We start from the raw sequence: 24,459 nt of genomic DNA on the forward strand, positions 1-24,459 counted from the left end.
GGCCCGTCAGGAGGTGAGGACGGAGATGCCGTCGCCGAGCAGCTTCAGTCCGAGGACGAAGAACAGGACGGCCATGACGGCGACATTGTGCTGAGCCGCCCAGTCCTTCCAGTTCCCGAGCGTGGTCTTGGCCCGCTCCCCGCCGAGGAGGTAGACGCCCAGCGGGGCCAACAGGCCGAGGCTGGCGACCAGGACGAAGACCGCCAGTGAGGCGATCTGCTGGCCGGCCGGCAGTCCGGCCGAGCCGATCGCGGCGCCGGCGGCGATGGTCAGCGGCGCGTTCTTGGCGTTGAGCGCGGCCAGGGCCAGCCCGAGTCCGAAGACCTTCACCGGCGTGAGGCGGTCGATCGCGCCCATCCACTTCGGCAGCCGTGCTTCCGAGGGGTCCTTCGGGCGCCGGTGCCACAGCCGGGCGCCGAAGACGACGAGGAACAGGCCGAGTGCGAGCTTGAGTGCTCCCACCCAGGTGGCCGGGTGATTGTGGGAGGAGGCGCCCGCGGGGGAGGCCACCGCCAGCATCACCGCGCCCAGGACCGAGAGGCCGAGGATCCAGCCGACGGTGAAAAGCAGTCCGTTGGAACGTCCCCGGGGTGTGGCGAGGATGAGGATGACCGCGATGATCGGGAGCGGGCTGACCGCGACGCCGGCCGCGAGGCCCAGCACGTCGCCGAGAACTTTGCCCATGGTTGCCTCCGGAGGGGAGTCAGGGCGGCGATCCGGTTGAGCAGGGCCGGGCAGGGAACCAGGACGGGCGGACATCGGTGTTCCCGACCACCCGGGTGGCGCGACGCGTGACGTGTGTTCGCTGTGCCGCTGTCCTCACCGCCGTGTACACGCGATGGACCGAGCGGGCGGCGTACGGCAACCCGGAACGTCGTAACCCCATCTTCCTGCGCCCTGCCGGATCTGTCCTCGCGGAGCTGCTCCGGCCACCGGGCACACCGGCCGGGTTCCCGGGGTGACCCAGCGCTCAGGGGCGAAGATGCGCGGCGGTGCGTTCGTGGTGACGATGAAGAGGTGAGGGCGATGGCGCCCCGTGGCCGTGCGCTTGGAGACCCTCGCACCGATCGCAGCAGGAGGCTCACGATGACTGCGACGTCAGGTGCACCCCAGTCGGCTCACCCCGAGCGTCCGGGCAGGTCGGACGGGGTCTGCACGGAGTTCACCGTCTTCACCAGGATCAAGCCGGGCGAGGGCGACGCGCTGCGCAAGGATCTCGCCGCGCTGTCCGACGCCGGGGACGACGCGCGCGTCCACGCGGCGGTGCGTCAGATCGGCACCCTGCACGACGCACGGCACGTGATCTTCGACGACGACACCCGGTTCATGTTCGCCAGTGTCTTCGACGGCTCTTGGGACTCCTACATCGACGACTTCGCCCAGACGGTGGTCGGCGCCCGCTTCGACAAGGTCTTCTCGCACAGCGAGGGGTTCCCCGGCGTCACCGATCCGCACGTGAAGGACTGGTTCGTCGCCCACCAGGCACCCGCGGAGGTGTTCCTCAGCGCCTACCCCGATCTGACCGTCCAGCAAATCTGGAAGGACCAGCGCGTGGACGACGCGTTCCAGGAGGTGCTGGACACCCCCGCGTTCCGGGCGGCGCTCGACAACCCGGCCAACGCCGAGCTGGTCTCCTCACCCGCCTTCCAGAAGCTGCTGAAGGAAGCCGAGGCCTAGAACCCGGACACGACCGGTCTCCGGGGCCGGCCCGACGTCGGTGTGACCCGACCCCGGGGCGTCCCCCGGAGGGCCGCTCCGGCAGAGCCGATGTGGAGGCACGACGGTCATGAACACCGTGGACAGCGGCAACGCGGCGAGCGTGCGCGTCGAGATCGACGACGTCCAGAGCGGGGCCCTGCGTCCACGGCCCGTTCCCTACGCGGGCAAGTTCCTCTTCCTGCACGTCGACGACCGCCGGGCGGGGCGCGCCCTGTTGCGGCGACTGCTCCCGGTGACCTCGGGCGGGCTGCCCGACGCGGACCGTGGCCGGGACGCCTGGGTCGCCGTGGCGTTCACCCATCAGGGTCTGCGGGCACTGGGGGTGCCCCAGGAGTCGCTGGACAGCTTCCCCCAGGCGTTTCGTGAGGGCATGGCCGCACGGGCGGAGCTGATCGGCGACGTGGGCGAGAGCGCGCCGGCCCACTGGGAGGCGCCGTTCGGAACGGGCGAGGTGCACATCGCGCTCAGCGCCCTCTCCTCCGATGTGGCACGGCTGGACGAGGAACTGGAGGGGGCCCGCGCCGCCTACGAGGACACGCCCGGTGTCCGGGTGATCTGGCAGCAGGAGGTCCGCCAGCTGCCGACCGGGCGCACCACCTTCGGCTTCCGGGACGGCATCAGCCATCCGAACATCGAGGGTGTCGGACTGCCCGGTTCCAACCCGCGGGAAGCCCCCGTCAAGGCGGGCGAGTTCATCCTCGGCTACCCCGACGAGACCGGCGGCCTGCCGCCCATGCCCGTCCCCGAGGTCCTGGGCCGCAACGGGACCTACGTGGCCGTCCGCAAGATCCACACGTCTGTGGCGGCCTGGCGCCGGTTCCTGCGCGCGAACAGTTCCAGCGCCGAGGAGGAGGCCCTGCTGGCGGCGAAGATGGTCGGCCGCTGGCCCAGCGGCGCGCCGCTGACACTGTCACCGGAGCACGACGATCCGGAACTGGCGGCCGATCCGCACCGCGTCAACGACTTCCTGTACCGGGAGGACGACGACCGCGGCCTGCGGTGCCCCGCCGGAGCGCACATCCGCCGCGCCAACCCCCGCGACGCCACCATCATCGGCGACGCGCGGATGCATCGCCTCATTCGGCGTGGCACCACGTACGGCCCGCCGTTGCCCGAGGGCGTGCTGGACGACGACGGTGCCGACCGCGGGCTGGTCGGTGTGTTCATCGGGGCCCATCTGGAGCGGCAGTTCGAGTTCATCAAGGCCGAGTGGGTCAACGACGGGAACTTCATCGGTTACCCGGGCGAGAAGGACCCGGTGGCCGGGCATCACGGCGGAACCGGCAGCGTCACCATTCCGGAGAAGCCCGTCCGGCGGCGACTGCGGAACCTGCCCAGCTTCGTGGTCACCCGCGGCGGCGAGTACTGCTTCCTGCCGGGCCTGCGTGCCCTGCGCTGGCTCGCCGAACTGGAGGACTGACCACGGGCCCCGGGCCCCGAGGTCCGGTCACGCTTTCCCGGGAGAGGTCGCGTCATGGCAACTCAGTTCGTCCGCTACACACCTGACGTCGAGAAGGACGACCCCCGTTTCGACCAGAACCTGCAGACGGTGATCAAGAAGACCGAGAGCTACATCGCCGAGTCGGTCGGCGCCGGCGGCACCGGACGGGCCCTGCGGGACGCCCATGCCAAGGGCTACGGGCTGGTCCGGGGCGAGGTGGAGATCCTGGACGGACTGCCTCCCGAGTACGCCCAGGGCATCTACGCGACGCCGGGAACCCACGACGCGCTCATCCGCTTCTCCAACGGCTCGCCCCACGCTGGGGCCGACGCGCGGCTGGGCGCCGCCACCGGGCTGGCGCTGAAGATGTTCGGCATGCCGGGCCCGACCCTGCTGGAGGACGAGCCGGACACCGGCACGTTCGACTACGCGAACATCAACGGGCCGATCTTCTTCTGCAACACGGTCGAGCACTACCTGTTCATCCAGGATCTGTTCCTGAACGCGCCGGCCTACTTCGCCCAGGGACGCCCCGGCATGCATCGCTTCTTCACCGATTTCGTGACCGGCAAGGGAACGCTGGACCGGGACGACTGGGCGTGGGACGAGTTCCTGGCCTACCTGCGGCTGTCGAAGACACCTCCCGTGAACCTCCTGTTGTCCAGCTACTGGACGATGGGCGCCGTCCGGCACGGGGACCACATCGCCAAGGTCCGCTTCACCCCCGAGCCGTCCGCCGCCGCCAAGGTGGTCCGGCGCGACCTCGACACGGCTTCCGAGCAGGAGGTCTTCCGGCCGGCTCTGCAGGCCGAACTGCTGGAGCGGCCCTTCACCTTCGACATCCAGGTACAGCTCTGCACCGACCTGGCGCGCATGCCGGTGGAGGACACCACCGTGGAGTGGCCCGAGCGGCTCTCGCCGTCCTTCACCGTGGCGAAGCTGCGGCTGCCGCGGCAGGACATCTCCGGCCCGGAGAACCTGGAGAAGATGGACGCGCTGTCCTTCACACCGTGGCGGGTCACCGCCGAGCACGCGCCCCTGGGGAACATCATGCGGGTCCGCAAGGAGGTCTACCGCCGGTCCTCCATCGAGCGCCACCAGCTCAACCGGCAGCCGCGCACCGAGCCCCGCAGCGCCGACGAGGTGCTCGGCCCCCTTCGGTGAGGCCGCCGACGCACTCGCGGCGCCGGCCGGTCACTCCTGGCCGGTCACTCCTCGGTGCGCGTCCCCCACACGGCTCGCAGGTCCGCGCACCGGACGGTGACCGACGCGTCGGTCAGCGCGATCTCGTGGACGCATCCGCCGTCCTCGCCGGGGAGGATCTCGTCGAGGAGCACGGTGTCGGCCCGCATCCAGTCGATGCAGTGCTCGTAGTCGACGGAGAAGTGCGTCACGCCCGAGTAGCTGATGCGCAGGCCGGCGTCGTGCTTGAACCGGTTGGGCGCGAAGTCGAGGACCAGGCCGCCGCTCTTGTCGGTGGCGAGGTGGATCCCGGCCAGTTCCAGGTCCTTGACGCAGCGGGCCGCGCCCGCGATGTCGTAGTGACCGGGGTCGGTGGCGAAGGACCGGGCGCCCGGGGGCAAGGCGGTGCGCAGGCGTGGCAGTTCGGCCAGGTAGGCCCGCGGGTCCACGAAGAACCCGGCGTCGTCCCAGACGGCCGTGACGTACTTCATCGGCACCCCTCCGCGGCGGGAGGCGGCCGCCTCCCCGGACGGCATTCTCGCCGCCGGGCGGGATTCCCGCGGAGGCGGGATCCCGGCGGAGGGCCGGTGCCGCGGACCGTGCCGCCCGCGAGCCGCTCTCCGGGCGTCGGATGCCGCCGCGTGGGCGATCGGCGCGGCGGTGCCGACGCTCACAGGTCCAGCCGGTACGGCAGCAGGCACACCACCACGTCGGTACGGGACCGCAGCACCGTGGCGAGGAGCAGTCCGCGCTGGTTCTGGAGGATCTCGTAGCGGCGGTGGCGGGGTTCCACCTCGGGGATGAGGACGGCGACCTGGCGTCCGTCCCGCGCGGCGCGCCGCACGTAGTCGACGACCGGCTGGACCAGGGACCGGTGCGGGCTGTCGATCACGTCCAGGCGTACCCCCGGATTCCAGCGGTCCCAGGCCGCCCGCAGGGCGCGCCGCTTGTCCGGGTCGGCGTGGACGGCGACCGCCACGACCTCGTCGCCGAGCGCGAGGGCCGCGCCGAGCGCGTGCCGGGCGAGCTTGCTGACCTCGCCGAGGGGGACGATGACCAGGCTGGCGCCGCGGCGGTCGGGCGGGGCGGGGACGCGGCCGAGGCCGAGTTCCTCGCCGACGGCCGTGTAGTAGCGCTGGATGCGGGCGAACAGCAGCATCAGCAGCGGGACCGCCACCACCACGACCCAGGCGCCCTCCAGGAACTTGGTGGTGAGGAGGATGACGCCGGCCAGGGTGGTGAGCACGGCCCCGGTGCCGTTGATCAGTGCCCGGTGTTTCCAGCCGTCCGGCTTCCCGCGGGTCCAGTGCAGGACGAGGCCCAGCTGGCTGAGCGTGAAGCCGATGAAGACGCCGATCGCGAAGAGGGGGATCAGCCGGTGGGTGTCCGCGTCGGTGGCGAGGAGCAGCAGTGCCGCCGTCAGGGCCAGTGCGGCCACGCCGTAGCGGTAGACGGGGCGTTCGGCGCGCAGGCCGAACAGGTGGGGCAGACGGTGGTCGCGGGCCAGCAGGCTCATCAGGACGGGGAGGCCGCCGAAGCTGGTGTTCGCCGCGAGGAGCAGGACGAGGGTGACGATGAGGTTGGTGGCGTAGTAGAGCCAGCCCGTGCCGAACGCGCCGGCCGTCAGCTGGGCCAGGACGGTGACGTCGCCGCGCGGGGCGACGTGGTCGCGGCGGATCAGGACCGCCAGGCCGATCAGCATCACGCCCAGGAGCGCGCCGAGCATGAGTTCCGTGCGCTGGGCGCGCCGCACGCGGGGGGTGCGGAACGTCGGTACGGCGTTGGCGATGGCCTCCACGCCCGTCAGCGCCGAGCAGCCGGACGAGAACGCCTTGAGGATCAGCAGCAGGCCGAGGGACTCGTGGGCGGGGAAGGACAGGTGGGTGCCGACGGTGGCCGCCGGGTGCGAGCGGAGCAGGTCCACGACGACGACGCCGAGGATCGCCGCGACGAACAGCGCGGTGGGCAGCATGAGCACCCGGGCGCTTTCGGTGACGCCCCGCAGGTTGACCACCGTCAGCAGGGCCAGGCCCACCAGGCAGACCAGCAGCTTGTCGCGGGCGAGGGAGGGGAAGGCGGAGGCGAGCGCGTCGGCGCCGGCGGCCAGGCTGACGGCCACGGTGAGCACGTAGTCGACGACCAGGCTGGCCGCGCCGAGCAGCGCGGCGGTCGGCCCGAGGTCCTTCTCGGCCACGGCGTAGGCGCCTCCGCCGTCCGGGTGTACGGCGATGACCTGGCCGTACGACACCACCAGTGTGGCGAGCAGGAAGACGATCGCCAGGGTGACGGGCAGCGTCGCGGTCAGGGCGCCGGTGCCCGCGGCCACCAGTGCCAGCACGATCGCCTCGGGGCCGTACGCCACCGAGCTGAGGGCGTCCAGGGACAGGGCCGCGAGGCCCTCCAGGCTGGTCAGCCGGTGCTTCTCGCCCTCGCCCGGGCACAGCGGGACTTTCGGTCGCAGCTCGCGGCGTGCCAGGCCATAGACCATCGGGACCTCGTCGGGGCCGGTCGGGCGGTGGGCCCCAGTCTGCTGCGTGGGGTGGTGGCGCGCCTCCTGGTGTGGCCCGGGCGGGTCGGCCGGTGTGGTGAGGGAAGGCCGGCCCGCCCGGGGGTCGCGGTGGGCCCGTGGACGTGGCCCCGTCCACGGGCCCGCGCCGACGGGACCGCGGCTACAGGCCCACGTCGCGGCCGCGGATGTCCGCCAGGGACTCGCGGCGCACCAGGAGGCGGGCGATCCCGTCGCGCACGGCGACCACGGGCGGGCGGCCGACCAGGTTGTAGCCGGAGGCCATGGACAGCTGGTAGGCGCCGGCCACGGGTACGGCGAGGAGGTCGCCGGGGCGGGCGTCGGCGGGCAGGTCCACATCGGCGGCGAGGATGTCACCGGCCTCGCAGTGGCGGCCCACCACGGTCACCCGCGTGCGGTGCGCGGTACTGGGCCGGCCCACCAGGCGGGGTGCGTACCGGACTCCGTACAGGGCCGGACGGGGGTTGTCGCTCATGCCGCCGTCGACCGCCACGAACACGGTGTCCCCGGTGTGTTTCACGGACAGGACGTGGTAGACGGCGATGCCCGCCGGTCCGGCGATGGCCCGCCCGGGTTCGATGATCAGGCGCGGGACGGGCAGCCCGGCCGTCGCGCAGGCGTCGGCGAGTTCGGCGCGGACCTTGCGGGCCAGCGCCGTCAGGTCCAGGGCCTCCTCGCCGGGGCGGTAGGCGATGCCATGGCCGCCGCCGAGGTCGAGTTCGGGCAGGACCAGGCCGTGCTGCTCGTACAGACGGCTCATCAGGCCGACCAGGCGGCGTACGGCGACGAGGTACGGCTTGACGGATGTGATCTGCGATCCCAGGTGGCAGTGCAGGCCGGTGAGTTCGAGCTGTGGCTGGTCGAGGATGCGGGCGATGGCGTGCTGGGCGTAGCCGTCGGAGACCGACAGGCCGAACTTCTGGTCGTCGGTGCCGGTGCGGATCTTCTCGTGGCCGCCCGCGCTGACGCCGGGCACCACCCGGACCATCACCTTCTGGTGGCCGTCCGGACCGACGGCGGCGGCCAGCCGGGCGATCTCGGCGGGGCTGTCGATGACGATGCGGCCGACGCCGAGGCGCAGGGCGGTGTCCAGGTCGCGCGGTGACTTGGCGTTTCCGTGCAGCACGATCCGCTCGGGCGGGAAACCGGTGGTGACGGCGAGTTCGAGTTCGCCGGCGGAGCAGACGTCGAGGCCGAAGCCCTCCTCGTCCACCCAGTGGGCCATCGCCCGGCACAGGAACGCCTTGGCCGCGTAGAGGACTTCGGCGTCGGGGAAGGCGTCCCGGTAGGTACGGCAGCGGTCGCGGACCTCGGCCTCGTCGAGGACGTAGACGGGGGTGCCGAAGCGGTCGGCGATCTCGGCGAGCGGTACGCCGCCCACGGCGAGGGCGCCGTGCGGGGGTTCGGTGGTGGAGGCGGGCCACACCGAGAGGCCGTCGGCGGTGGCGGGTTGGTGAACCGTGGTCATCGTGGCTGCCCCTCTCAGGCGATCCGTGCGATCCGTCGCGGGAAGGCGGGTGCCGGTGCGGGCGTCGGCCCGGGGGCGGGTGCGGAGAACCGCGGGTCCACCGTGACGGTGGTGACACCGAGCGGCGCGGTCAGCGCGCGCAGCGCGGGCTCGGCGAGCCGGATCCACGCCTGGCCGCGGCCGAGGGTGGCGGTCAGCCGGCGCGCGGAGGTGAAGCCCACGGCGGTGCGGTGGCCCGGCGGGGTGCGGAAGAGCCGGGCCACGCACCCGGAGGGACCCGGCCGGACCGGGACGTACAGGGGTCCGGCCGGGGACCGATCGGAGGGCTCGGAGTCGTCGCCGTAGCGGTGTTCTGGCATGGGGTGCCTCCTGAAAGGCAGGAGAGGAGTGATCGGGGACGCCCCGGCGGCGGGGAGGCGACCGGGGCTCGCCGTCGACGTTATGCCCGGTTCCCCTCGCTGCCGGACGTGCCCTGACGGGACGCTTACGGTGATCCGGGGGACCTTGACGGGATGCTGACGGGCCCGGTGGCCGGGTCCGTCACGGGTCGTCAGAAGGGCGCCAAGAACGGGCGTACGGCCTGTTCGGACGGGACACACGGAGGTGAGATGGACAAGATTCCGAGGAGGATCCGATGTCCGAGTCCCGCCCGCCCGCCGCCCCTCGCGTCCTCGTCGGTGTGAGTGGTTCGCCGGGCAGCCTGACCGCCCTGGCGCGGGCCGCCGACGAGGCGCGGTGCCGTGGTGCGCAGCTGTGGCCGGTGCTGGCCTGGGAGCCGCCCGGCGGGGATCTCGCCGCGCGCAGGCAGCCGGTCGAGTCCGTCACGGCCGACGAGTGGGAGGGGCTGGCGCGGGAGCGGCTGCTCCAGGCGCTGTCCGAGGTGTTCGGCGGCCCGGAGACCGGGTTGCCGGGGCAGGCCCTCCTCGTCCGGGGCTCCCCCGGACCGGCGCTGGTGCGGACCGCCGGACGGGACGGTGACGTCCTCGTCGTCGGCGCCGGAGGGCGGGGCCGGCTGCACCGCGCGCTGTGGCCGTCGGTCGGCCGCTACTGCCTCGCCCACGCCGGCTGTCCCGTCCTCGCGGTGCCACCGTCTCCGCTGCGCGCCGCCCTGACGTCCCTGCACCGCCGCAACGCCCTGGGGCTACGGCTGGACACCGGGCTGCTGGAGCGGGACTTCGAGACGGTGCCGCCGGACGCCTGAGTCCGACGGCCCGGCGTAGGTCGTCCTCCCCGACGAGCGTCCGGGTCAGGGGTGTGAGCCTCTTCTCCCGTGCCGTTCGGACGAGCGCGTCACTTGTGGGCGACGAGGCCCTTGAGCGCGGTGTTGAGCTCCAGGACGTTCACCCGCGGCTCGCCGATGAAGCCGAGCGTGCGGCCGTCGGTGTGGTCCTCGACCAGCTTCTCCACCTGGGCGACCGGCAGGCCGTTCTTCGCGGCGACCCGGTGGACCTGGAGCCCGGCGTAGGCCGGGGAGATGGCCGGGTCCAGGCCGGAGCCGGAGGAGGTGACGGCGTCGGCGGGCACCTGGGACGGGTTCACGGTGCAGCCGGGGACCGAGTTGTCCTTGACGACGGCGGCCTTGGCGTCCTCGACCTGCTTGAGGAGGTCCCCGCTGTCGGCGGCCAGGTTGGTCGCGCCGGACAGGATCAGCTTGTACCGCGTGTTGATGCCGTTGGCGCCGAGGCCGTTGGCCGGGCGGCCCTGGAACCACTTCAGGTCCGGGTCCGGGGTCTCCTGGCCCTTCTTCAGCGGCAGGTCGTACGACTGCCCGATCAGGGACGAGCCGACGACCTTGCCGTCCGCCTTGATCTCGGATCCGTTCGCCTTGTCGCGGAACAGGGCCTGGGCGATGCCGGTGACGGCCAGCGGGTAGATGACGCCCGTCACCAGGGTCAGCACGAGCAGGGCCCTGAGGCCCGCCCCGAGCAACCGGGCGGTGTTCGTGACGGAGTTGTTCATGGTGATCAGCACGCCTTTGAAAGGTCACAGCCCGGGAATGAGGGAGAGGAGCAGGTCGATGATCTTGATGCCGATGAACGGGGCTATCAGGCCGCCGATGCCGTAGATCCCGAGGTTGCGCCGCAGCATCCGGTCGGCGCTCATCGGCCGGTAGCGCACGCCCTTCAGGGACAGCGGCACCAGGGCGATGATGATCAGCGCGTTGAAGATGACCGCGGACAGGATCGCGGAGTTCGGCGAGGACAGGTGCATGATGTTCAGCTTGTCCAGGCCGGGGTGGACCGCCGCGAACAGCGCCGGGATGATCGCGAAGTACTTCGCGACGTCGTTGGCGATGGAGAACGTGGTCAGCGCGCCACGGGTGATCAGCAGCTGCTTGCCGATCTCGACGATCTCGATGAGTTTGGTCGGGTCGGAGTCGAGGTCGACCATGTTGCCGGCCTCTTTCGCGGCCGACGTGCCGGTGTTCATCGCCACGCCGACGTCCGCCTGGGCGAGTGCGGGCGCGTCGTTGGTGCCGTCGCCGGTCATCGCGACCAGCTTGCCGCCGGCCTGCTCCCGCTTGATGAGGGCCATCTTGTCCTCGGGGGTGGCCTCGGCGAGGAAGTCGTCGACGCCCGCCTCCTCGGCGATCGCCTTCGCGGTCAGCGGGTTGTCACCCGTGATCATGACCGTCCTGATGCCCATGCGGCGCAGCTCCACGAACCGCTCCCGCATGCCGTCCTTGACGACGTCCTTGAGGTGGATGACGCCGAGCACCCGGGCGCCGTCGGTGTCCTCGACCGCGACGAGCAGCGGGGTGCCGCCGGCCTCGGAGATACGGTCGGTCAACGCCTGCGCGTCCTCGGCGACTTCCCCGCCCCGCGCCTCGACCCAGGCGATGACGGAGGCGGTGGCGCCCTTGCGGATCCTGCGGCCGTCGGCGTCGACGCCGGACATACGGGTCTGGGCGGTGAACGCGAACCACTCGGCGCCGGCCAGTTCGCCCTGGTGGCGTTCGCGCAGCCGGTACTTCTCCTTGGCCAGGACGACGATCGAGCGGCCCTCGGGCGTCTCGTCGGCGAGGGAGGAGAGCTGGGCGGCGTCAGCCACCTCGGCCTCCGTGACGCCGCGCACCGGCAGGAACTCGGCGGCCCGGCGGTTGCCGAGGGTGATGGTGCCGGTCTTGTCGAGCAGCAGCGTCGAGACGTCGCCGGCGGCCTCCACCGCCCGGCCCGACATGGCCAGCACATTGCGCTGCACCAGACGGTCCATGCCCGCGATGCCGATCGCGGAGAGCAGGGCGCCGATCGTGGTCGGGATCAGGCAGACCAGCAGGGCCACCAGCACGACCATCGTCAGGTCGGTGCCCGCGTAGCCGGCGAACGGCGGCAGGGTGGCGCAGGCCAGCAGGAAGACGACGGTCAGCGAGGCGAGCAGGATGTTCAGCGCGATCTCGTTCGGCGTCTTCTGCCGTGCCGCGCCCTCGACCAGGCTGATCATCCGGTCGATGAAGGTCTCGCCCGGCTTCGTCGTGATCCTGACGACGATCCGGTCGGAGAGGACCTTCGTACCGCCCGTGACGGCGCTGCGGTCGCCACCGGACTCCCGGATCACCGGAGCGGACTCGCCGGTGATCGCCGACTCGTCCACGGACGCGACACCCTCGACGACGTCACCGTCGCCCGGGATGACGTCACCGGCCTCGCAGACCACCAGGTCACCGATCGTCAGCTCGGTGCCGGGGACCCGCTCCTCGGTGCTCCCGACGAGCCGGCGGGCGACGGTGTCGGTCTTGGCCTTGCGCAGGGTGTCGGCCTGCGCCTTGCCCCGGCCCTCGGCGACCGCCTCCGCCAGGTTGGCGAAGATCACCGTCAGCCACAGCCAGGCACTGATCGTCCAGCCGAACCAGTCGCCCGGGTCCTTGACGGAGAAGACGGTGGTCAGCACCGAACCGATCCACACCACGAACATCACGGGCGACTTGACCATCACCCGGGGGTCGAGCTTGCGCAGCGCCTCCGGCAGCGATCTGACCAGTGCCCCGGGGTCGAAGAGGCCGGCTCCGACACGGCCCTCGGCGGGCCGGTGCCCGGTCGGTGCGTCGCTGTGCGGCGCAAGGGTGGGAGTGGACATGGAGTCCTCGTACTTCTCGGTGTCGGTGGTCATCACGCAAGCCCTTCCGCGAGCGGGCCCAGGGCCAGGGCCGGGAAGTAGGTGAGACCGGTGATGATCAGGATCGCGCCCACCAGCAGACCGGTGAACAGCGGCTTCTCGGTGCGCAGGGTGCCCGCGGTGACCGGGACCGGCTTCTGCCCGGCGAGCGAGCCGGCCAGCGCCAGGACGAACACCATGGGCAGGAAGCGGCCGAGCAGCATCGCGAGTCCGGTCGTGGTGTTGTACCAGTCGGTGTTCGCGTTCAGGCCGGCGAAGGCCGAGCCGTTGTTGTTGGCGGCCGACGTGAACGCGTACAGCACCTCGGAGAACCCGTGCGCACCGGAGTTGAGCATCGAGTGCGGCGGGGTCGACAGCGCCATCGAGGCCGCGGTGAAGACCAGCACCAGCGCCGGAGTGATCAAGATGTAGCAGGCGGCGAGCTTCATCTCCCGGCCGCCGATCTTCTTGCCCAGGTACTCGGGCGTGCGGCCCACCATCAGACCGGCGATGAACACCGCGATGACCGCCATGATCAGGATGCCGTACAGGCCCGAACCGGTACCGCCGGGCGCGATCTCGCCCAGCATCATGCTCAGCATCGTGATGCCGCCGCCCAGGCCGGTGAAGGAGGAGTGGAAGGAGTCCACCGCACCGGTCGAGGTCAGCGTGGTCGCCACCGCGAAGATCGACGAGCCGCCGACCCCGAAGCGGACCTCCTTGCCCTCCATCGCGCCGCCGGCCGCCTGGAGCGCCGGGCCGTGGTGGGCGAACTCCGTCCACATCATCAGCGCGGTGAAGCCGAGCCAGATGGTGAACATCGTGGCGAGGATCGCGTAGCCCTGCCGCACGCTGCCGACCAGCACGCCGAAGGTGCGGGTCAGCGCGAACGGGATCACCAGGATCAGGAAAACCTCGAAGAGGTTGGTGAACGGGGTCGGGTTCTCGAAGGGGTGCGCGGAGTTGGCGTTGAAGTAGCCGCCGCCGTTCGTGCCCAGCTCCTTGATGGCCTCCTGCGAGGCCACCGCGCCGCCGTTCCACTGCTGCGAGCCGCCCATGAACCGGCCGACCTCGTGGATGCCGGAGAAGTTCTGGATGACGCCGCAGGCGACGAGCACCACGGCGGCGATCGCGGCGAGCGGCACCAGGATCCGCAGGGTGCCGCGCACCAGGTCGGACCAGAAGTTGCCCAGCTCGCCGGTGCGCGAGCGGGCGAAGCCGCGCACCAGGGCCACGGCGACGGCCATGCCGACGGCGGCGGAGACGAAGTTCTGCACCGCCAGACCGGCCGTCTGCACGACGTGACCCATGGTCTGCTCGCCGTAGTACGACTGCCAGTTGGTATTGGTCACGAACGACACGGCCGTGTTGAACGACTGCGCCGGGTTCACCGAGGAGAAGCCCAGGGAACCGGGCAGCACGCCCTGGAGCCGCTGGAGCAGATAGAGGAAGAGGACTCCCACCGCCGAGAACGCCAGGATGCCCCGCAGGTACGCGGGCCAGGTCATCTCGGTGTCGGGATCGGCACCGATGCCCTTGTAGATCCACTTCTCCACCCGCAGATGCTTCGGGGAGGAGTAGACCCGGGCCATGTGATCGCCGAGGGGAATGTAGACGAGTGCCAGCGCGCCCACGAGAGCGATCAGCTGGAGTACGCCTGCGGAAACGGGACCCATACGGCGCTCAGAACCTCTCCGGGAAGATCAGGGCGAGGACGAGATAGCCCAGCAGGGCGACGGCCACGATCAGGCCGACGATGTTCTCGGCGGTCACAGCTTGGTCACCCCCTTGGCGACAAGGGCCACCAGCGCGAAGGCCGCGATCACGGTGACGACGAAGGCCAGATCGGCCATCGCGAACTCCTGGAATGAGGTTCGGAAACGGACGATTCGAGGAAACCGCCCCCCTGGCCGGATTCCACCGCCCCTTGACGCCACCCTTACGGCGCCCCGCACCCCTTTGACGCGCCCCTTACGCCCCGGACACGAACCGGGAGTGGTGCCTCGCCGCGCGCCGGCGGCTAGCGTTCGGCGCCGGCGGCCGGCCGAGTCCCTCGGACCAGGGCGACCGCGCCGCAGACGGCCGCGGTCGCCGCGAGGCCGCCGAGCATGACCAGGCCCACGCCGATCGCGAAGAGGCCGGTGGAGTCGTCCGACCAGTCGTACCAGGCCGCGGCAGTCAGACCGGCCGTCGTCCCGAGGACCACGCTCGCGGGGTGGCGCCTGGCCGCGGCCCAGCACACCGCCACCAGCAGGGTCAGGACCAGCCCGATCACCTGCCACGCCTGGTACGGGCCGGTCGTCGTGCCGTCCGGCCGTACGTCCCGCTGCCGGTCCCAGCCCAGCCAGACGGCCCAGGCAACCGGCGCCACCACGGCCGGAACGAGGGCCGGCAGCATCCGGAGAAGAGGTCTCATCATCCCGTTGCTCATGCGCCCACCCTGGCGCCGCCCGGCGGCGCCGGACAGAGCGGACATACTCAGGTCCGTCCGAGTACACACGGCCGGGGCGGGGGTCGCGCGAGGCCGGGATCTAGGCTTCTTCCTGGAGGAGATTCGCTTCGTCCGTGCAGTCTGTTGAATCATGAAGGAAGCCCGTTGAACTTCTGGTCGATCTATCAGCACGGCTTCGCGCGCGTCGCCGCGTGCACGGGCCACACCGTCATCGCCGATCCGCCCGCCAACGCCGAAGCGGTCCTGCGCCAGGCACGCCGGTGCGCGGACGAGGGCGTCGCCGTCGCCGTCTTCCCCGAGCTGGGCCTGTGCGGCTACTCGATCGAGGACCTGCTGCTCCAGGACGCGCTGCTCGACCAGGTGGAGGCCGCGCTCGCGACGGTCGTGGCCGGCTCGGCGGACCTGCTGCCCGTGCTCGTCGTCGGCGCCCCGCTGCGCCACCGCCACCGGATCTACAACTGCGCCGTGCTCATCCACCGCGGCCGGGTCCTCGGTGTCGTACCGAAGTCGTACCCGCCGAACTACCGGGAGTTCTATGAGCGCCGGCAGATCGCCGACGGCCACGACGAGCGGGGCGGAACCCTCCGCGTCGCCGGCACGGAGGTGCCGTTCGGGGTGGACCTGCTGTTCGCGGCCGACGACGTGCCCGGACTCGTGCTGCACACCGAGATCTGCGAGGACATGTGGGTGCCGGTGCCGCCGAGCGCGGAGGCCGCCCTCGCCGGGGCGACCGTACTGGTCAACCTCTCCGGCAGCCCGATCACGGTCGGCCGGGCCGAGGACCGCAGGCTCCTGTGCCGCTCGGCGTCCTCCCGCTGCCTGGCCGCGTACGTCTACGCGGCGGCCGGACTGGGCGAGTCGACCACCGACCTGTCCTGGGACGGGCAGACCATGATCTACGAGAACGGGGTGCTGCTGGCCGAGACCGACCGCTTCCCGCTCGGGGACCAGTACGCGGTGGCCGACGTCGACCTCGACCTGCTGCGGCAGGAACGGCACCGGATGGGCACCTTCGACGACAACCGCCGGGCGCACGGGTCGCGGACCGGAGACTTCCGGACGGTCTCGTTCGAGCTGGACCCGCCGCTCACCGACCTCGGACTGCGGCGGCGCGTGGAGCGGTTCCCGTTCGTGCCCGCCGACCCCGAGCGGCTCGCCCTGGACTGCTACGAGGCGTACAACATCCAGGTCGCGGGGCTCCAGCAGCGCCTCGCGGCGATCGGCGGCCCCAAGGTCGTCATCGGCGTCTCCGGCGGCCTGGACTCCACGCACGCGCTGATCGTCGCCGCCCGGGCGATGGACCGCGCGGGCCGGCCGCGCAGCGACATCCTGGCCTTCACCCTGCCCGGCTTCGCCACCAGCGACCACACCAAGGACAACGCCCACCGGCTGATGCGCGCGCTCGGCGTCACGGCCGCAGAGCTGGACATCACGCCGACCGCACGGCTGATGCTCAAGGAGATCGACCACCCGTTCGCCTCCGGCGAGCCGGTCTACGACGTCACCTTCGAGAACGTGCAGGCCGGCCTGCGCACCGACTATCTGTTCCGGCTGGCCAACCAGCGCGGCGGCATCGTCCTCGGCACCGGCGACCTCTCCGAGCTGGCGCTCGGCTGGTCCACCTACGGCGTCGGCGACCAGATGAGCCACTACAACGTCAACTCCGGCGTGCCGAAGACCCTGATCCAGCATCTGATCCGCTGGGTCATCAGCAGCGAGCAGTTCGACGACGAGACCGGCGAGATCCTGGCCGCGATCCTGGACACCGAGATCAGCCCGGAACTGGTGCCGGGCGAGGAGATGCAGTCCACCGAGTCGAAGATCGGCCCGTACGCGCTGCACGACTTCACCCTCTTCCAGGTGCTGCGGTACGGCTTCCGCCCCTCGAAGATCGCCTTCCTGGCCTGGCACGCCTGGCACGACCCGGCGTCCGGCGCCTGGCCGCCCGGCTTCCCCGAGGCCAAGCGGGGCTCGTACGACCTCCCCGAGATCCGGCACTGGCTGGAGGTGTTCTGCCGCCGCTTCTTCGCGTTCTCGCAGTTCAAGCGCTCGGCCATGCCGAACGGGCCCAAGGTCTCGGCCGGCGGCTCCCTCTCCCCGCGCGGCGACTGGCGCGCCCCGTCCGACGGCAACGCCGAGGCGTGGCTGAGGGACCTCGACCGCTTCGACCGGCCGGAGAAGGAGGCGTAGGCGCGGCCCCCGGCGGGTCCGGCGCGCACGGCGTCCCCGCCCGCGGCCGGGTCAGTTGTTCCAGGTCTCGTCGTACGGGTCGGACGGCACCGGGACCGGCCGGACCGAGGTGACCTCCAGGTACGGGACCGGGCCGTCGTTGACCGGGTCGTGGGTGAGGCGGGGGGTGTACCTGCCCGTCACCTCCAGCCAGGCGTCCGGCCGGAGGACCGGCGGCAGCTTCCCGGTCAGGGCGATCTTCACCGGCTGGGCGTCCGCGGCACAGCAGTTGAGGGCCATGCGCACCAGGTAGGCGGCGCCCGAGCGGTCCAGGGCGAGGAAGCCGGTGACCCGGACGGGCCGGCCGTGCAGCGAGCGGCCGTGTCCGTAGGCCGCGCGGGAGGCGTAGTCGACGACGGAGAGCGGGACCGGGTCGCCGTCCGGCAACGGGCCGTAGGCGTACGGCTTCTGCAGGGCCGTGCCGGAGCGCAGGGCGCTGTACGAGCCGAGGGCCGGCGGGGCGATCAGGATGAGGGCGAGGAGCGGCAGCAACAGCAGCCAGGCGACGCGGGGTTCGGGGTGCGCGTGCTCCCGCGGGCCGCTCCGCCGGCCGCGCCGGCGCTCGTACCAGGCCGTCGCCAGAGCCGTCGCGATCAGCACCGCGCCCGAGAGCAGCAGCAGCGGGCGCAGGTCCGCCTTCACATAACGCAGCGCGAGGTCGGTGGCGCCCGCGTGCAGCAGCACGGCGCCGAGCAGGAACAGGACGGCCGCCTGGGCCTGGCGGTTCACAGCAGCACCGCCCCGGTCAGCACGGCACCCGCGACCGCCAGCGCGAAGGTGGCGGGGGCGAACCTGAGCGCGAAGCCGCGGCCGAAGGTACCGGCCTGCATCGCGAACAGCTTGAGGTCGATCATCGGGCCCACCACCAGGAACACCAGCTTGGCCGTCGGGGAGAACTGGGTGAGGGAGGCCGCGACGAACGCGTCCGCCTCCGAGCAGATGGACAGCACGACGGCCAGCACGGCGAGGGCGAGCACCGAGACCAGGGGGATGCCCGCCGCCGTGCCCAGCCAGGCAGCCGGGACCGCCGCCTTCAGCGTGGCGGCGGACATCGCGCCGAGCACCAGGAAACCGCCGGCGTGCATGATGTCGTGCCGGACCGAGCCCCAGAACGCCTCTCCCCTGGTGGCGCCCTCGTGTGCGCCGTGGGCCGGCGGGCGCAGCCAGTCCGTACGGCCCAGCCGCTGCCACAGCCAGCCCATCGCACAGGCCACCAGCAGGCTCGCCAGGAACCGGCCCAGGACCATCTCCGGGTGCCCGGGGAAGGCGACGGCGGTGGCGGTCAGCACCACCGGGTTGATCGCCGGCGCGGAGAGCAGGAAGGCGAGGGCGGCGGCGGGAGGCACGCCCCGGCGGACCAGCGCGCCCGCCACCGGTACCGACGCGCACTCGCAGCCCGGCAGCACCGCGCCCGCGACGCCCGCCACCGGCACGGCCAGCGCGGGCCGGCGCGGCAGGGCGCGCGCGAAGAACGACGCCGGGACGAACACCGCGATCCCCGCCGACAGCAGCACGCCGAGCACCAGGAAGGGCAGCGCCTGCACGGTCACCGCCACGAACACCGTCATCCAGCTCTGCATCGCCGGAGTGCCGAGCAGCCCGCGGATCGGGGACTGGGCGAGCACCGCGAGCAGCAGGACGAGCGTCAGCACCAGCGGGGAGCTGAGCCGCCGGCCCGCCCGGCCGGGCGGCTGCCCGGCAGGTCGTACGTCCGCGCCCGGCGGGGCGTCCTCGGTGATGGCCACGGCTGGTTACCTCCGGCTGCTGCTCTCCCTCCCCCTGCGTACGCGGTCCCCGGCAAAGGCGTTCAGCCATTGCTGGAACCACGCATCTTCTTGGGCCACTCTTTTCCCTTGTGGCGAGCGTTCCGTACCAAGGAGGGCCAGGAGCCCCGCAGGCGCACATGGTGGTGTGCGGTGACGACGGGCTCGCGCACCGGCTGGCCGCCGAGCTGCGCGGGGTCTACGGCGAACAGGTCACCCTCGTCGTACCGCCGAACGGCCGCACCGCCCGGCCCCCCGTGGTCGGCCGGGCCCGGGCCGCGTCGGCGCTGTTCGACCGTGTGGTCAGCGCCGCGGTGGGCGGCCGGGCCGGCGCGGCCGGGCAGCCCCCGGGACCGAACCCCGGCCCGCGCACCGAACTCGACGGTGTGCTGGAGGCCACCGAACCGGCCGAGGAGGTGCTCGCCGAGGCCGGGGTGGCCCGGGCCGCCGCGCTGGCCCTCGTGTACGACGACGACGAGACCAACATCCGGGCCGCGCTGACCGCCCGCCGCCTCAACCCCCGGCTGCGGCTCGTCCTCCGGCTCTACAACCGGCGGCTGGGCCAGCACATCGAGGAACTCCTCGACCAGGCCGCCGCGCTGGCCGCCGGGGAGGAGGGCGGTCCGGGCACCGGCGCCGAGACCTCCACGACCGTGCTGTCCGACGCCGACACCGCCGCGCCCGCGCTGGCCGCCACCGCGGTCGCCGGCACCAGCAAGGTCGTCCAGACCGAGGGCCTGCTGCTGCGGGCCGTGGAACGGCCGCTGCCCGCGGACGGGTCCGGCTCCGGCGGGCAGTACACCCTCGCCCTGCTGTCGGGCGGCGATCCGGACGGTGGCGGGGAACAGCAGCCGCGGCTGCTCCCCGACGACGAGGAGGTGCGGCAGGCCGCCGGGCGGCACGCCGTGGTGCTGGAGCACGTCTCCTCCGCGGCCGGTACGCCGTCCGCCGCGCCCAGCGGCCGGATGACCGGCGTGATGCCGCTCGCCTCCCTCTTCTCCCGGCGGCTGCGCTGGTCCCTGGCCGGCCTGGGCGGCTGCGTGGTCGGCCTCGCCGTCGCCCTGTGGCTGGTGACCGGCATCCATCCGCTGCGCGCCTTCTACGTCACCCTCCTCGACCTGTTCGCGATCGACGACCCGGCCCTCGGGGCGCCCCTCGGCCGGCAGCTCCTGCAACTCCTCTCCGCGCTCCTGGGGTTGCTGCTCCTGCCGCTGCTGCTGGCGGCCGCCCTGGAGGCGTTCGGCACGTTCCGCACGGCCTCCGCCCTGCGCAGGCCGCCCCGCGGCCTGAACGGACACGTGGTCCTGCTCGGGCTGGGCAAGATCGGCACCCGCGTGCTGACCCGGCTGCGGGAGCTGAACATCCCGGTGGTGTGCGTCGAGTCCGACCCGGAGGCCCGCGGACTCGCCACCGCCCGACGGCTGCGGGTGCCCGTGGTCCTCGGGGACGTCACCCAGGAGGGCGTCCTGGAGGCGGCCCAGATCCACCGGGCCCGGACGCTGCTCGCGGTGACCAGCGCGGACACCACCAATCTGGAGGCCGTGCTGTACGCGCGGACCGTACGGCCCGATCTGCGCGTGGTGCTGCGGCTGTACGACGACGACTTCGCCACCGCCGTGTACCGCACCCTGCGGGCCGCCTACCCGCACGCGCTGACCCGGAGCAGGAGCGTGACCCACCTGGCCGCCCCCGCGTTCGCCGGGGCGATGCTGGGGCGGCAGGTGCTGGGGGCCGTCGCCGTGGAGCGGAGGGTGCTGCTGTTCGCCGCGGTCGACGTGGACGGGCATCCCCAGCTGGAGGGGCGGGCCGTGGGGGAGGCGTTCCGGGCGGGGGCGTGGCGGGTGCTGGCGGTGTTGGGGCGGGCCGACACGCCTTCCGGTCATGTGCTGGAGAAGGGGGACCGGGTTGTGGTCGCCGCTACTCGTCGGGGGCTCGCGGAGTTGCGGTGACCCTCCAGGGGGCTCCGCCCCCTGCCCCCGGCCTGCCCACCCACCCGACCGGTCAGGGAGTCAGGTGGCGTTCCGCGAATTCCAGTTCCAGCCGGACCTGCTTGATGCGCTCCTCCACCACCAGTGAGCCGTGGCCCGCGTCGTACCGGTACACCTCGTGGACCGCGCCCCGGGTCTCCAGTCTCTTGACGTAGTTGTCGATCTGGCGGATCGGGCAGCGCGGGTCGTTGACGCCCGCCGAGATGTACACCGGGGCCTTGACCTGGTCGACGTAGGTCAGCGGGGAGGACGCCTCGAAGCGCTCCGGGACCTCCTCCGGGGTACCGCCCAGCAGGGTGCGGTCCATGGCCTTCAGGGCCTCCATCTCGTCGTGGTAAGCGGTCACGTAGTCCGCGACCGGCACCACCGCGATGCCCAGCGCCCAGGCGTCCGGCTGGGTGCCGACGCCGAGCAGGGTGAGGTACCCGCCCCAGGAGGCGCCGGTGAGGACCAGGCGGGCGGGGTCGGCGAGTCCGGAGGAGACCGCCCAGTCGCGGACCGCGGCCACGTCCTCCAGCTCGATCAGGCCGACCCGGTGCTTGAGGGCGTCGGTCCAGGCGCGGCCGTAGCCGGTGGAGCCGCGGTAGTTGACGCGGATCACCGCGTAGCCGTGGTCGACCCAGGCGGACGGGCCCGCCGCGAAGGAGTCGCTGTCGTGCCAGGTCGGGCCGCCGTGCAGGTCGAAGACCGTGGGGAGGGGACCGGTGGCGCCCGCCGGCTTCTGGATCAGGGCGTGGATGCGGCCGCCGGGGCCCTCCACCCAGACGTCCTCCACCGGCACGGAGGGCGGGCAGGCCATGCCGGGAGGATCCAGCACCACTCCCCCGGCCGTGGAGCGCACCACCGGCGGCTCCGCGGCCGACGACCACAGGTACTCCACGCTGCCGTCGGGGCGGGCCGTCGCGCCGGAGACCGAGCCGGGCGGGGTGGGGATGCGGGTCAGCTCGCCGGTCGCCGGCTCGTACCGGAACAGCTCGCTGCGGGCCTCGAAACCGTGGACGACGAGCAGGGCCGAGCCGTCCGGATACCACTCGGCGGCGACGTCACCCGGCAGGTCCAGGGCCAGGTCGGTCTCCTCGCCCGTCGCCACGTCCCACACCAGCGGCTCCCAGCGGCCCCGGCGCTGGTGGCCGATGAGCAGCCGGGTGTCGCCGTCGACCGGGGCGAAGCCCAGCACCTCCAGACCCAGCTCCTCGGTGCCGCCCTCGGTGTCGTCCAGCTCGGCGACCGTCGTGCCGTCCGGACGGAGCACACGCAGGGCCGCGTGCATGGCGTCGCCGTGCTCCGTGTGCTCGACGGCGATCAGGGAGCCGTCGTGCGACAGGTCGCCGACGCCCGCCGACTCCCGGTGCCGGTAGATCTGCACCGGGTCCGCACCGGCCCGCGCCAGGTGGATGGTCGTGCCGTCCTCGTCGGTGGAGCGGCCGATCACCGCCGTACGGCCGTCGCGGGACAGGGCGAGACCGGCCGGATAGGAGGGGCCCAGACCGGGCACGGCGGGCTCGTCCGGGCCGCCCGTGAAGGGCTGGCGGCGCCAGATCCCGAACTCGTCGCCGTCCTTGTCGTCGAACCACCAGATCCACGCGCCGTCCGGGGAGAGCACGCCGTCCGTCGTGCCGTTCGGCCGGTCCGTCGCCTGTCGCTGCCCGCCCGTCGCACGGTCCCAGGCGTACAGCTCGTACGTCCCCGTCGCGTTCGACACGAACAGGGAGCGGTCCGGCGCGTCCTCCGCCCAGTCGGGCAGCGAGACCCGCGGCGCCCGGAAGCGCTTCTCCCAGTCCGGCATGTCCGGTGTGTCCGGCGTCCTGCTCTCACTCATGGCCCCAGTCATGCGCCCATACTGCCTGGCCGCGCCGACAATTGGGTGGCGGGTGTGCGCAGCCTGTGGATAACTTCCGGACCATGAACGTTTCCACCGCCTCCGCCCGCGTTCCCGAGGGCTGGCGCGAGGTCAACCGGGCCATGTGGGACGAGCGCGTCCCCGTCCACGTCGCCGGGTCCTTCTACGACCTCGACGGCTTCCGCACCCGCCGCGACGACCTGCGGGACTTCGAGAAGGCGGAGGTCGGGGACGTCACCGGGAAGTCGCTGCTGCACCTGCAGTGCCACATCGGCACCGACACCCTCTCCTGGATCCACCACGGCGCCGCCCGCGTCGTCGGCCTGGACTTCTCCGCGCCCGCCGTGGAGGCGGCCCGCGCCCTGGCGGCCGACCTCGGCCACGGCCCCGAGCGGGCGGCCTTCGTGACCGGTGACGTGTACGACGCGGCCGAGACCGTGCCCGAGCCCTCGTACGACATCGTCTACACCGGGCTCGGCGCCCTGTGCTGGCTGCCGGACATCCGGCGCTGGGCGGAGACGGCGGCCTCCCTCGTCAAGCCGGGCGGCTTCCTGTACCTCGCCGAGTTCCATCCGTTCACCGAGGCCCTGGACGACGCGACCGGCACCCGGATCGTGCGCGACTACTTCTCCCGGGGCGCCCAGGTGTGGGACGAACCGGGCACCTACGCCGACCAGGACGCGGTCACCGTCAACAACCGCAGCGTGGAGTGGCAGCACACCCTCGGCGACGTCGTCTCCGCGCTCGCCGCGGCCGGACTGCGCATCGAGTTCCTGCACGAGCACGACGTGTCGCTCTTCCCGCGCTTCGACAACTTCGAGGTGCGCGACGGCTACCACCGCTTCCCCGAGGACCATCCGCGCATCCCGCTGATCTACTCGCTGAAGGCCGCCAAGAGCTGACCCGCGGCCGAGCCACCGGGCCGGGCGCCGTACCGTGGAGGGCGTGTACCGCTTTCTGCTGACACCCCGCTGGTGGGGCATCAACGTCTTCGTGCTGCTCGCCATCCCGTTCTGCGTCTTCATGGGGTCGTGGCAGCTGAGCCGGTTCGAGGGCCGGGTACAGGACCACCGCGCCGCCGGCGAGCAGGCCGCGTCCGGCCGGGACGAGGCCGCCCGCCCGCTGCGGACGATGCTGCCCGTCGACAAGAGCACGTCGGGGCGGCGGGTCACGGCGAGCGGGCGGTACGGCGAGCAGCTGCTGGTGCCCGGCCGGGAGCTGGACGGCAAGCGCGGTTTCTACGTCCTCACCCTGCTGCGCACCGGTTCCGGCAAGGCGCTGCCCGTGGTGCGGGGCTGGCTGCCGGGCACGGCGGACGCCGCCAGGGCTCCCGCCGCGCCGGCCGGTGAGGTGACCGTCACCGGCGCGCTGCAGGCGTCCGAGACGCCGGGGGACAACGGGGTCGGCACGCAGGGCGGGCTGCCCGCCGGACAGACGGCGGCGATCAGCTCCGCGACGCTGGTGAACCTGGTGCCGTACCGGCTGTACGACGCCTGGGTGACGCTGGACAAGGGCGACGCCGGGATGAAGGCGGTCCCCGCGAGCGCGCCGGACGGTACGGGGCTGGATCTGAAGGCCTTCCAGAACCTCGGTTACACCGGCGAGTGGTTCGTGTTCGCGGGGTTCGTGGTGTTCATGTGGTTCCGGTTGCTGCGGCGGGAGATCGAGTTCCAGCGGGACGCCGCGCTGGGCCTGGTGCCGGAGGAGCCGGAGCGGGCGCCGGTCGTGAGCGGCTGAGCGGTGTCCGCGGGGGTGCGG

Annotated in this window: 21 protein-coding genes; 8 read left to right on the forward strand and 13 right to left on the reverse strand. The window is 72.4% G+C overall.

What is annotated here, in order from left to right:
* Nucleotides 1-6: 6 nt before the first annotated feature.
* Nucleotides 7-684: a GAP family protein gene (locus FHS34_RS20240; protein ID WP_184967396.1), complete on the reverse strand. Its 678-nt coding sequence runs from the start codon at nt 682-684 to the stop codon at nt 7-9.
* Between the two features lie 402 nt (nt 685-1,086).
* Here FHS34_RS20240 and FHS34_RS20245 point away from each other — a divergent pair, with 402 nt between their 5' ends.
* From FHS34_RS20245 to FHS34_RS20255, 3 genes are all read left to right on the forward strand, one after another.
* A complete protein-coding gene (locus FHS34_RS20245; protein WP_225817464.1) occupies nt 1,087-1,677 on the forward strand; it encodes a hypothetical protein in 591 nt (196 codons plus the stop codon).
* 109 nt (nt 1,678-1,786) lie between these two features.
* Nucleotides 1,787-3,139 carry a Dyp-type peroxidase gene (locus FHS34_RS20250; RefSeq protein ID WP_184967400.1) on the forward strand — a complete coding sequence of 451 codons (1,353 nt, stop codon included), beginning with the start codon at nt 1,787-1,789 and terminating at the stop codon, nt 3,137-3,139.
* Between the two features lie 54 nt (nt 3,140-3,193).
* The gene (locus FHS34_RS20255) at nt 3,194-4,324 is read left to right on the forward strand and encodes a catalase family protein (RefSeq protein WP_184967402.1); all 1,131 of its coding nucleotides are present in this window, start codon (nt 3,194-3,196) and stop codon (nt 4,322-4,324) included.
* A 44-nt stretch (nt 4,325-4,368) separates the two neighbouring features.
* Here FHS34_RS20255 and FHS34_RS20260 read toward each other — a convergent pair whose 3' ends face one another.
* The 4 genes from FHS34_RS20260 to FHS34_RS20275 all read right to left on the reverse strand — a co-directional run bounded on the left by FHS34_RS20260 (nt 4,369) and on the right by FHS34_RS20275 (nt 8,696).
* On the reverse strand, nt 4,369-4,833 hold the full coding sequence (locus FHS34_RS20260) for a hypothetical protein (protein WP_184967405.1): 465 nt from the start codon (nt 4,831-4,833) through the stop codon (nt 4,369-4,371).
* A 179-nt stretch (nt 4,834-5,012) separates the two neighbouring features.
* Nucleotides 5,013-6,830, reverse strand: a complete 1,818-nt coding sequence (locus FHS34_RS20265) for an APC family permease (protein ID WP_184967407.1) — start codon at nt 6,828-6,830, stop codon at nt 5,013-5,015.
* A 181-nt stretch (nt 6,831-7,011) separates the two neighbouring features.
* Nucleotides 7,012-8,337 (reverse strand): diaminopimelate decarboxylase, encoded by a 1,326-nt coding sequence (lysA, locus tag FHS34_RS20270; protein WP_184967409.1) that lies wholly within the window; start codon nt 8,335-8,337, stop codon nt 7,012-7,014.
* A 14-nt stretch (nt 8,338-8,351) separates the two neighbouring features.
* A complete protein-coding gene (locus FHS34_RS20275; RefSeq protein ID WP_184967411.1) occupies nt 8,352-8,696 on the reverse strand; it encodes an SAV_915 family protein in 345 nt (114 codons plus the stop codon).
* 275 nt (nt 8,697-8,971) lie between these two features.
* Between FHS34_RS20275 and FHS34_RS20280 the strand changes: the two genes are divergently transcribed.
* The gene (locus FHS34_RS20280; protein WP_184967412.1) at nt 8,972-9,538 is read left to right on the forward strand and encodes a universal stress protein; all 567 of its coding nucleotides are present in this window, start codon (nt 8,972-8,974) and stop codon (nt 9,536-9,538) included.
* Nucleotides 9,539-9,627: 89 nt separating this feature from the next.
* On the opposite strand, the gene FHS34_RS20285 is transcribed toward FHS34_RS20280, so the two are convergent.
* The 5 genes from FHS34_RS20285 to FHS34_RS20305 form a co-directional block, all read right to left on the reverse strand.
* Nucleotides 9,628-10,296 carry a potassium-transporting ATPase subunit C gene (locus tag FHS34_RS20285; RefSeq protein ID WP_184968081.1) on the reverse strand — a complete coding sequence of 223 codons (669 nt, stop codon included), beginning with the start codon at nt 10,294-10,296 and terminating at the stop codon, nt 9,628-9,630.
* Nucleotides 10,297-10,320: 24 nt separating this feature from the next.
* Entirely contained in the window at nt 10,321-12,444 is a 2,124-nt protein-coding gene (kdpB, locus tag FHS34_RS20290; RefSeq protein ID WP_184967414.1) for a potassium-transporting ATPase subunit KdpB, read from the reverse strand.
* Nucleotides 12,444-14,105 (reverse strand): potassium-transporting ATPase subunit KdpA, encoded by a 1,662-nt coding sequence (kdpA, locus tag FHS34_RS20295; RefSeq protein WP_184967416.1) that lies wholly within the window; start codon nt 14,103-14,105, stop codon nt 12,444-12,446. Before kdpA ends, kdpB begins: the two co-directional genes overlap by 1 nt.
* 7 nt (nt 14,106-14,112) lie before the next feature.
* Complete coding sequence (gene kdpF / locus FHS34_RS20300; RefSeq protein WP_037659531.1) at nt 14,113-14,202, reverse strand: K(+)-transporting ATPase subunit F; 90 nt, start codon at nt 14,200-14,202, stop codon at nt 14,113-14,115.
* 247 nt (nt 14,203-14,449) lie between these two features.
* A complete protein-coding gene (locus tag FHS34_RS20305) occupies nt 14,450-14,860 on the reverse strand; it encodes a hypothetical protein (RefSeq protein ID WP_184967418.1) in 411 nt (136 codons plus the stop codon).
* 165 nt (nt 14,861-15,025) lie between these two features.
* Between FHS34_RS20305 and FHS34_RS20310 the strand changes: the two genes are divergently transcribed.
* Nucleotides 15,026-17,071, forward strand: coding sequence for an NAD(+) synthase (locus tag FHS34_RS20310; RefSeq protein ID WP_184967420.1), 2,046 nt, complete (start codon nt 15,026-15,028; stop codon nt 17,069-17,071).
* Between the two features lie 51 nt (nt 17,072-17,122).
* Here FHS34_RS20310 and FHS34_RS20315 read toward each other — a convergent pair whose 3' ends face one another.
* Nucleotides 17,123-17,839 (reverse strand): TIGR03943 family putative permease subunit, encoded by a 717-nt coding sequence (locus FHS34_RS20315; protein WP_184967422.1) that lies wholly within the window; start codon nt 17,837-17,839, stop codon nt 17,123-17,125.
* Nucleotides 17,836-18,855, reverse strand: a complete 1,020-nt coding sequence (locus tag FHS34_RS20320) for a permease (protein ID WP_184967424.1) — start codon at nt 18,853-18,855, stop codon at nt 17,836-17,838. Before FHS34_RS20320 ends, FHS34_RS20315 begins: the two co-directional genes overlap by 4 nt.
* Before the next feature lie 158 nt (nt 18,856-19,013).
* Between FHS34_RS20320 and FHS34_RS20325 the strand changes: the two genes are divergently transcribed.
* Nucleotides 19,014-20,822, forward strand: coding sequence for a potassium channel family protein (locus FHS34_RS20325; RefSeq protein WP_184967427.1), 1,809 nt, complete (start codon nt 19,014-19,016; stop codon nt 20,820-20,822).
* A 52-nt stretch (nt 20,823-20,874) separates the two neighbouring features.
* Here the strand turns inward: FHS34_RS20325 and FHS34_RS20330 are convergent, their stop codons facing one another.
* Entirely contained in the window at nt 20,875-22,680 is a 1,806-nt protein-coding gene (locus FHS34_RS20330) for a S9 family peptidase (protein ID WP_184967429.1), read from the reverse strand.
* 83 nt (nt 22,681-22,763) lie between these two features.
* Here FHS34_RS20330 and FHS34_RS20335 point away from each other — a divergent pair, with 83 nt between their 5' ends.
* Both FHS34_RS20335 and FHS34_RS20340 read left to right on the forward strand, forming a co-directional pair.
* Entirely contained in the window at nt 22,764-23,603 is an 840-nt protein-coding gene (locus tag FHS34_RS20335) for a class I SAM-dependent methyltransferase (RefSeq protein ID WP_225817463.1), read from the forward strand.
* 43 nt (nt 23,604-23,646) lie between these two features.
* A complete protein-coding gene (locus tag FHS34_RS20340; protein ID WP_184967431.1) occupies nt 23,647-24,438 on the forward strand; it encodes an SURF1 family protein in 792 nt (263 codons plus the stop codon).
* The last annotated feature ends 21 nt before the right edge of the window (nt 24,439-24,459 follow it).

The organism is Streptomyces echinatus (assembly GCF_014203595.1).
In the GTDB taxonomy this organism is placed as follows: domain Bacteria; phylum Actinomycetota; class Actinomycetes; order Streptomycetales; family Streptomycetaceae; genus Streptomyces; species Streptomyces echinatus.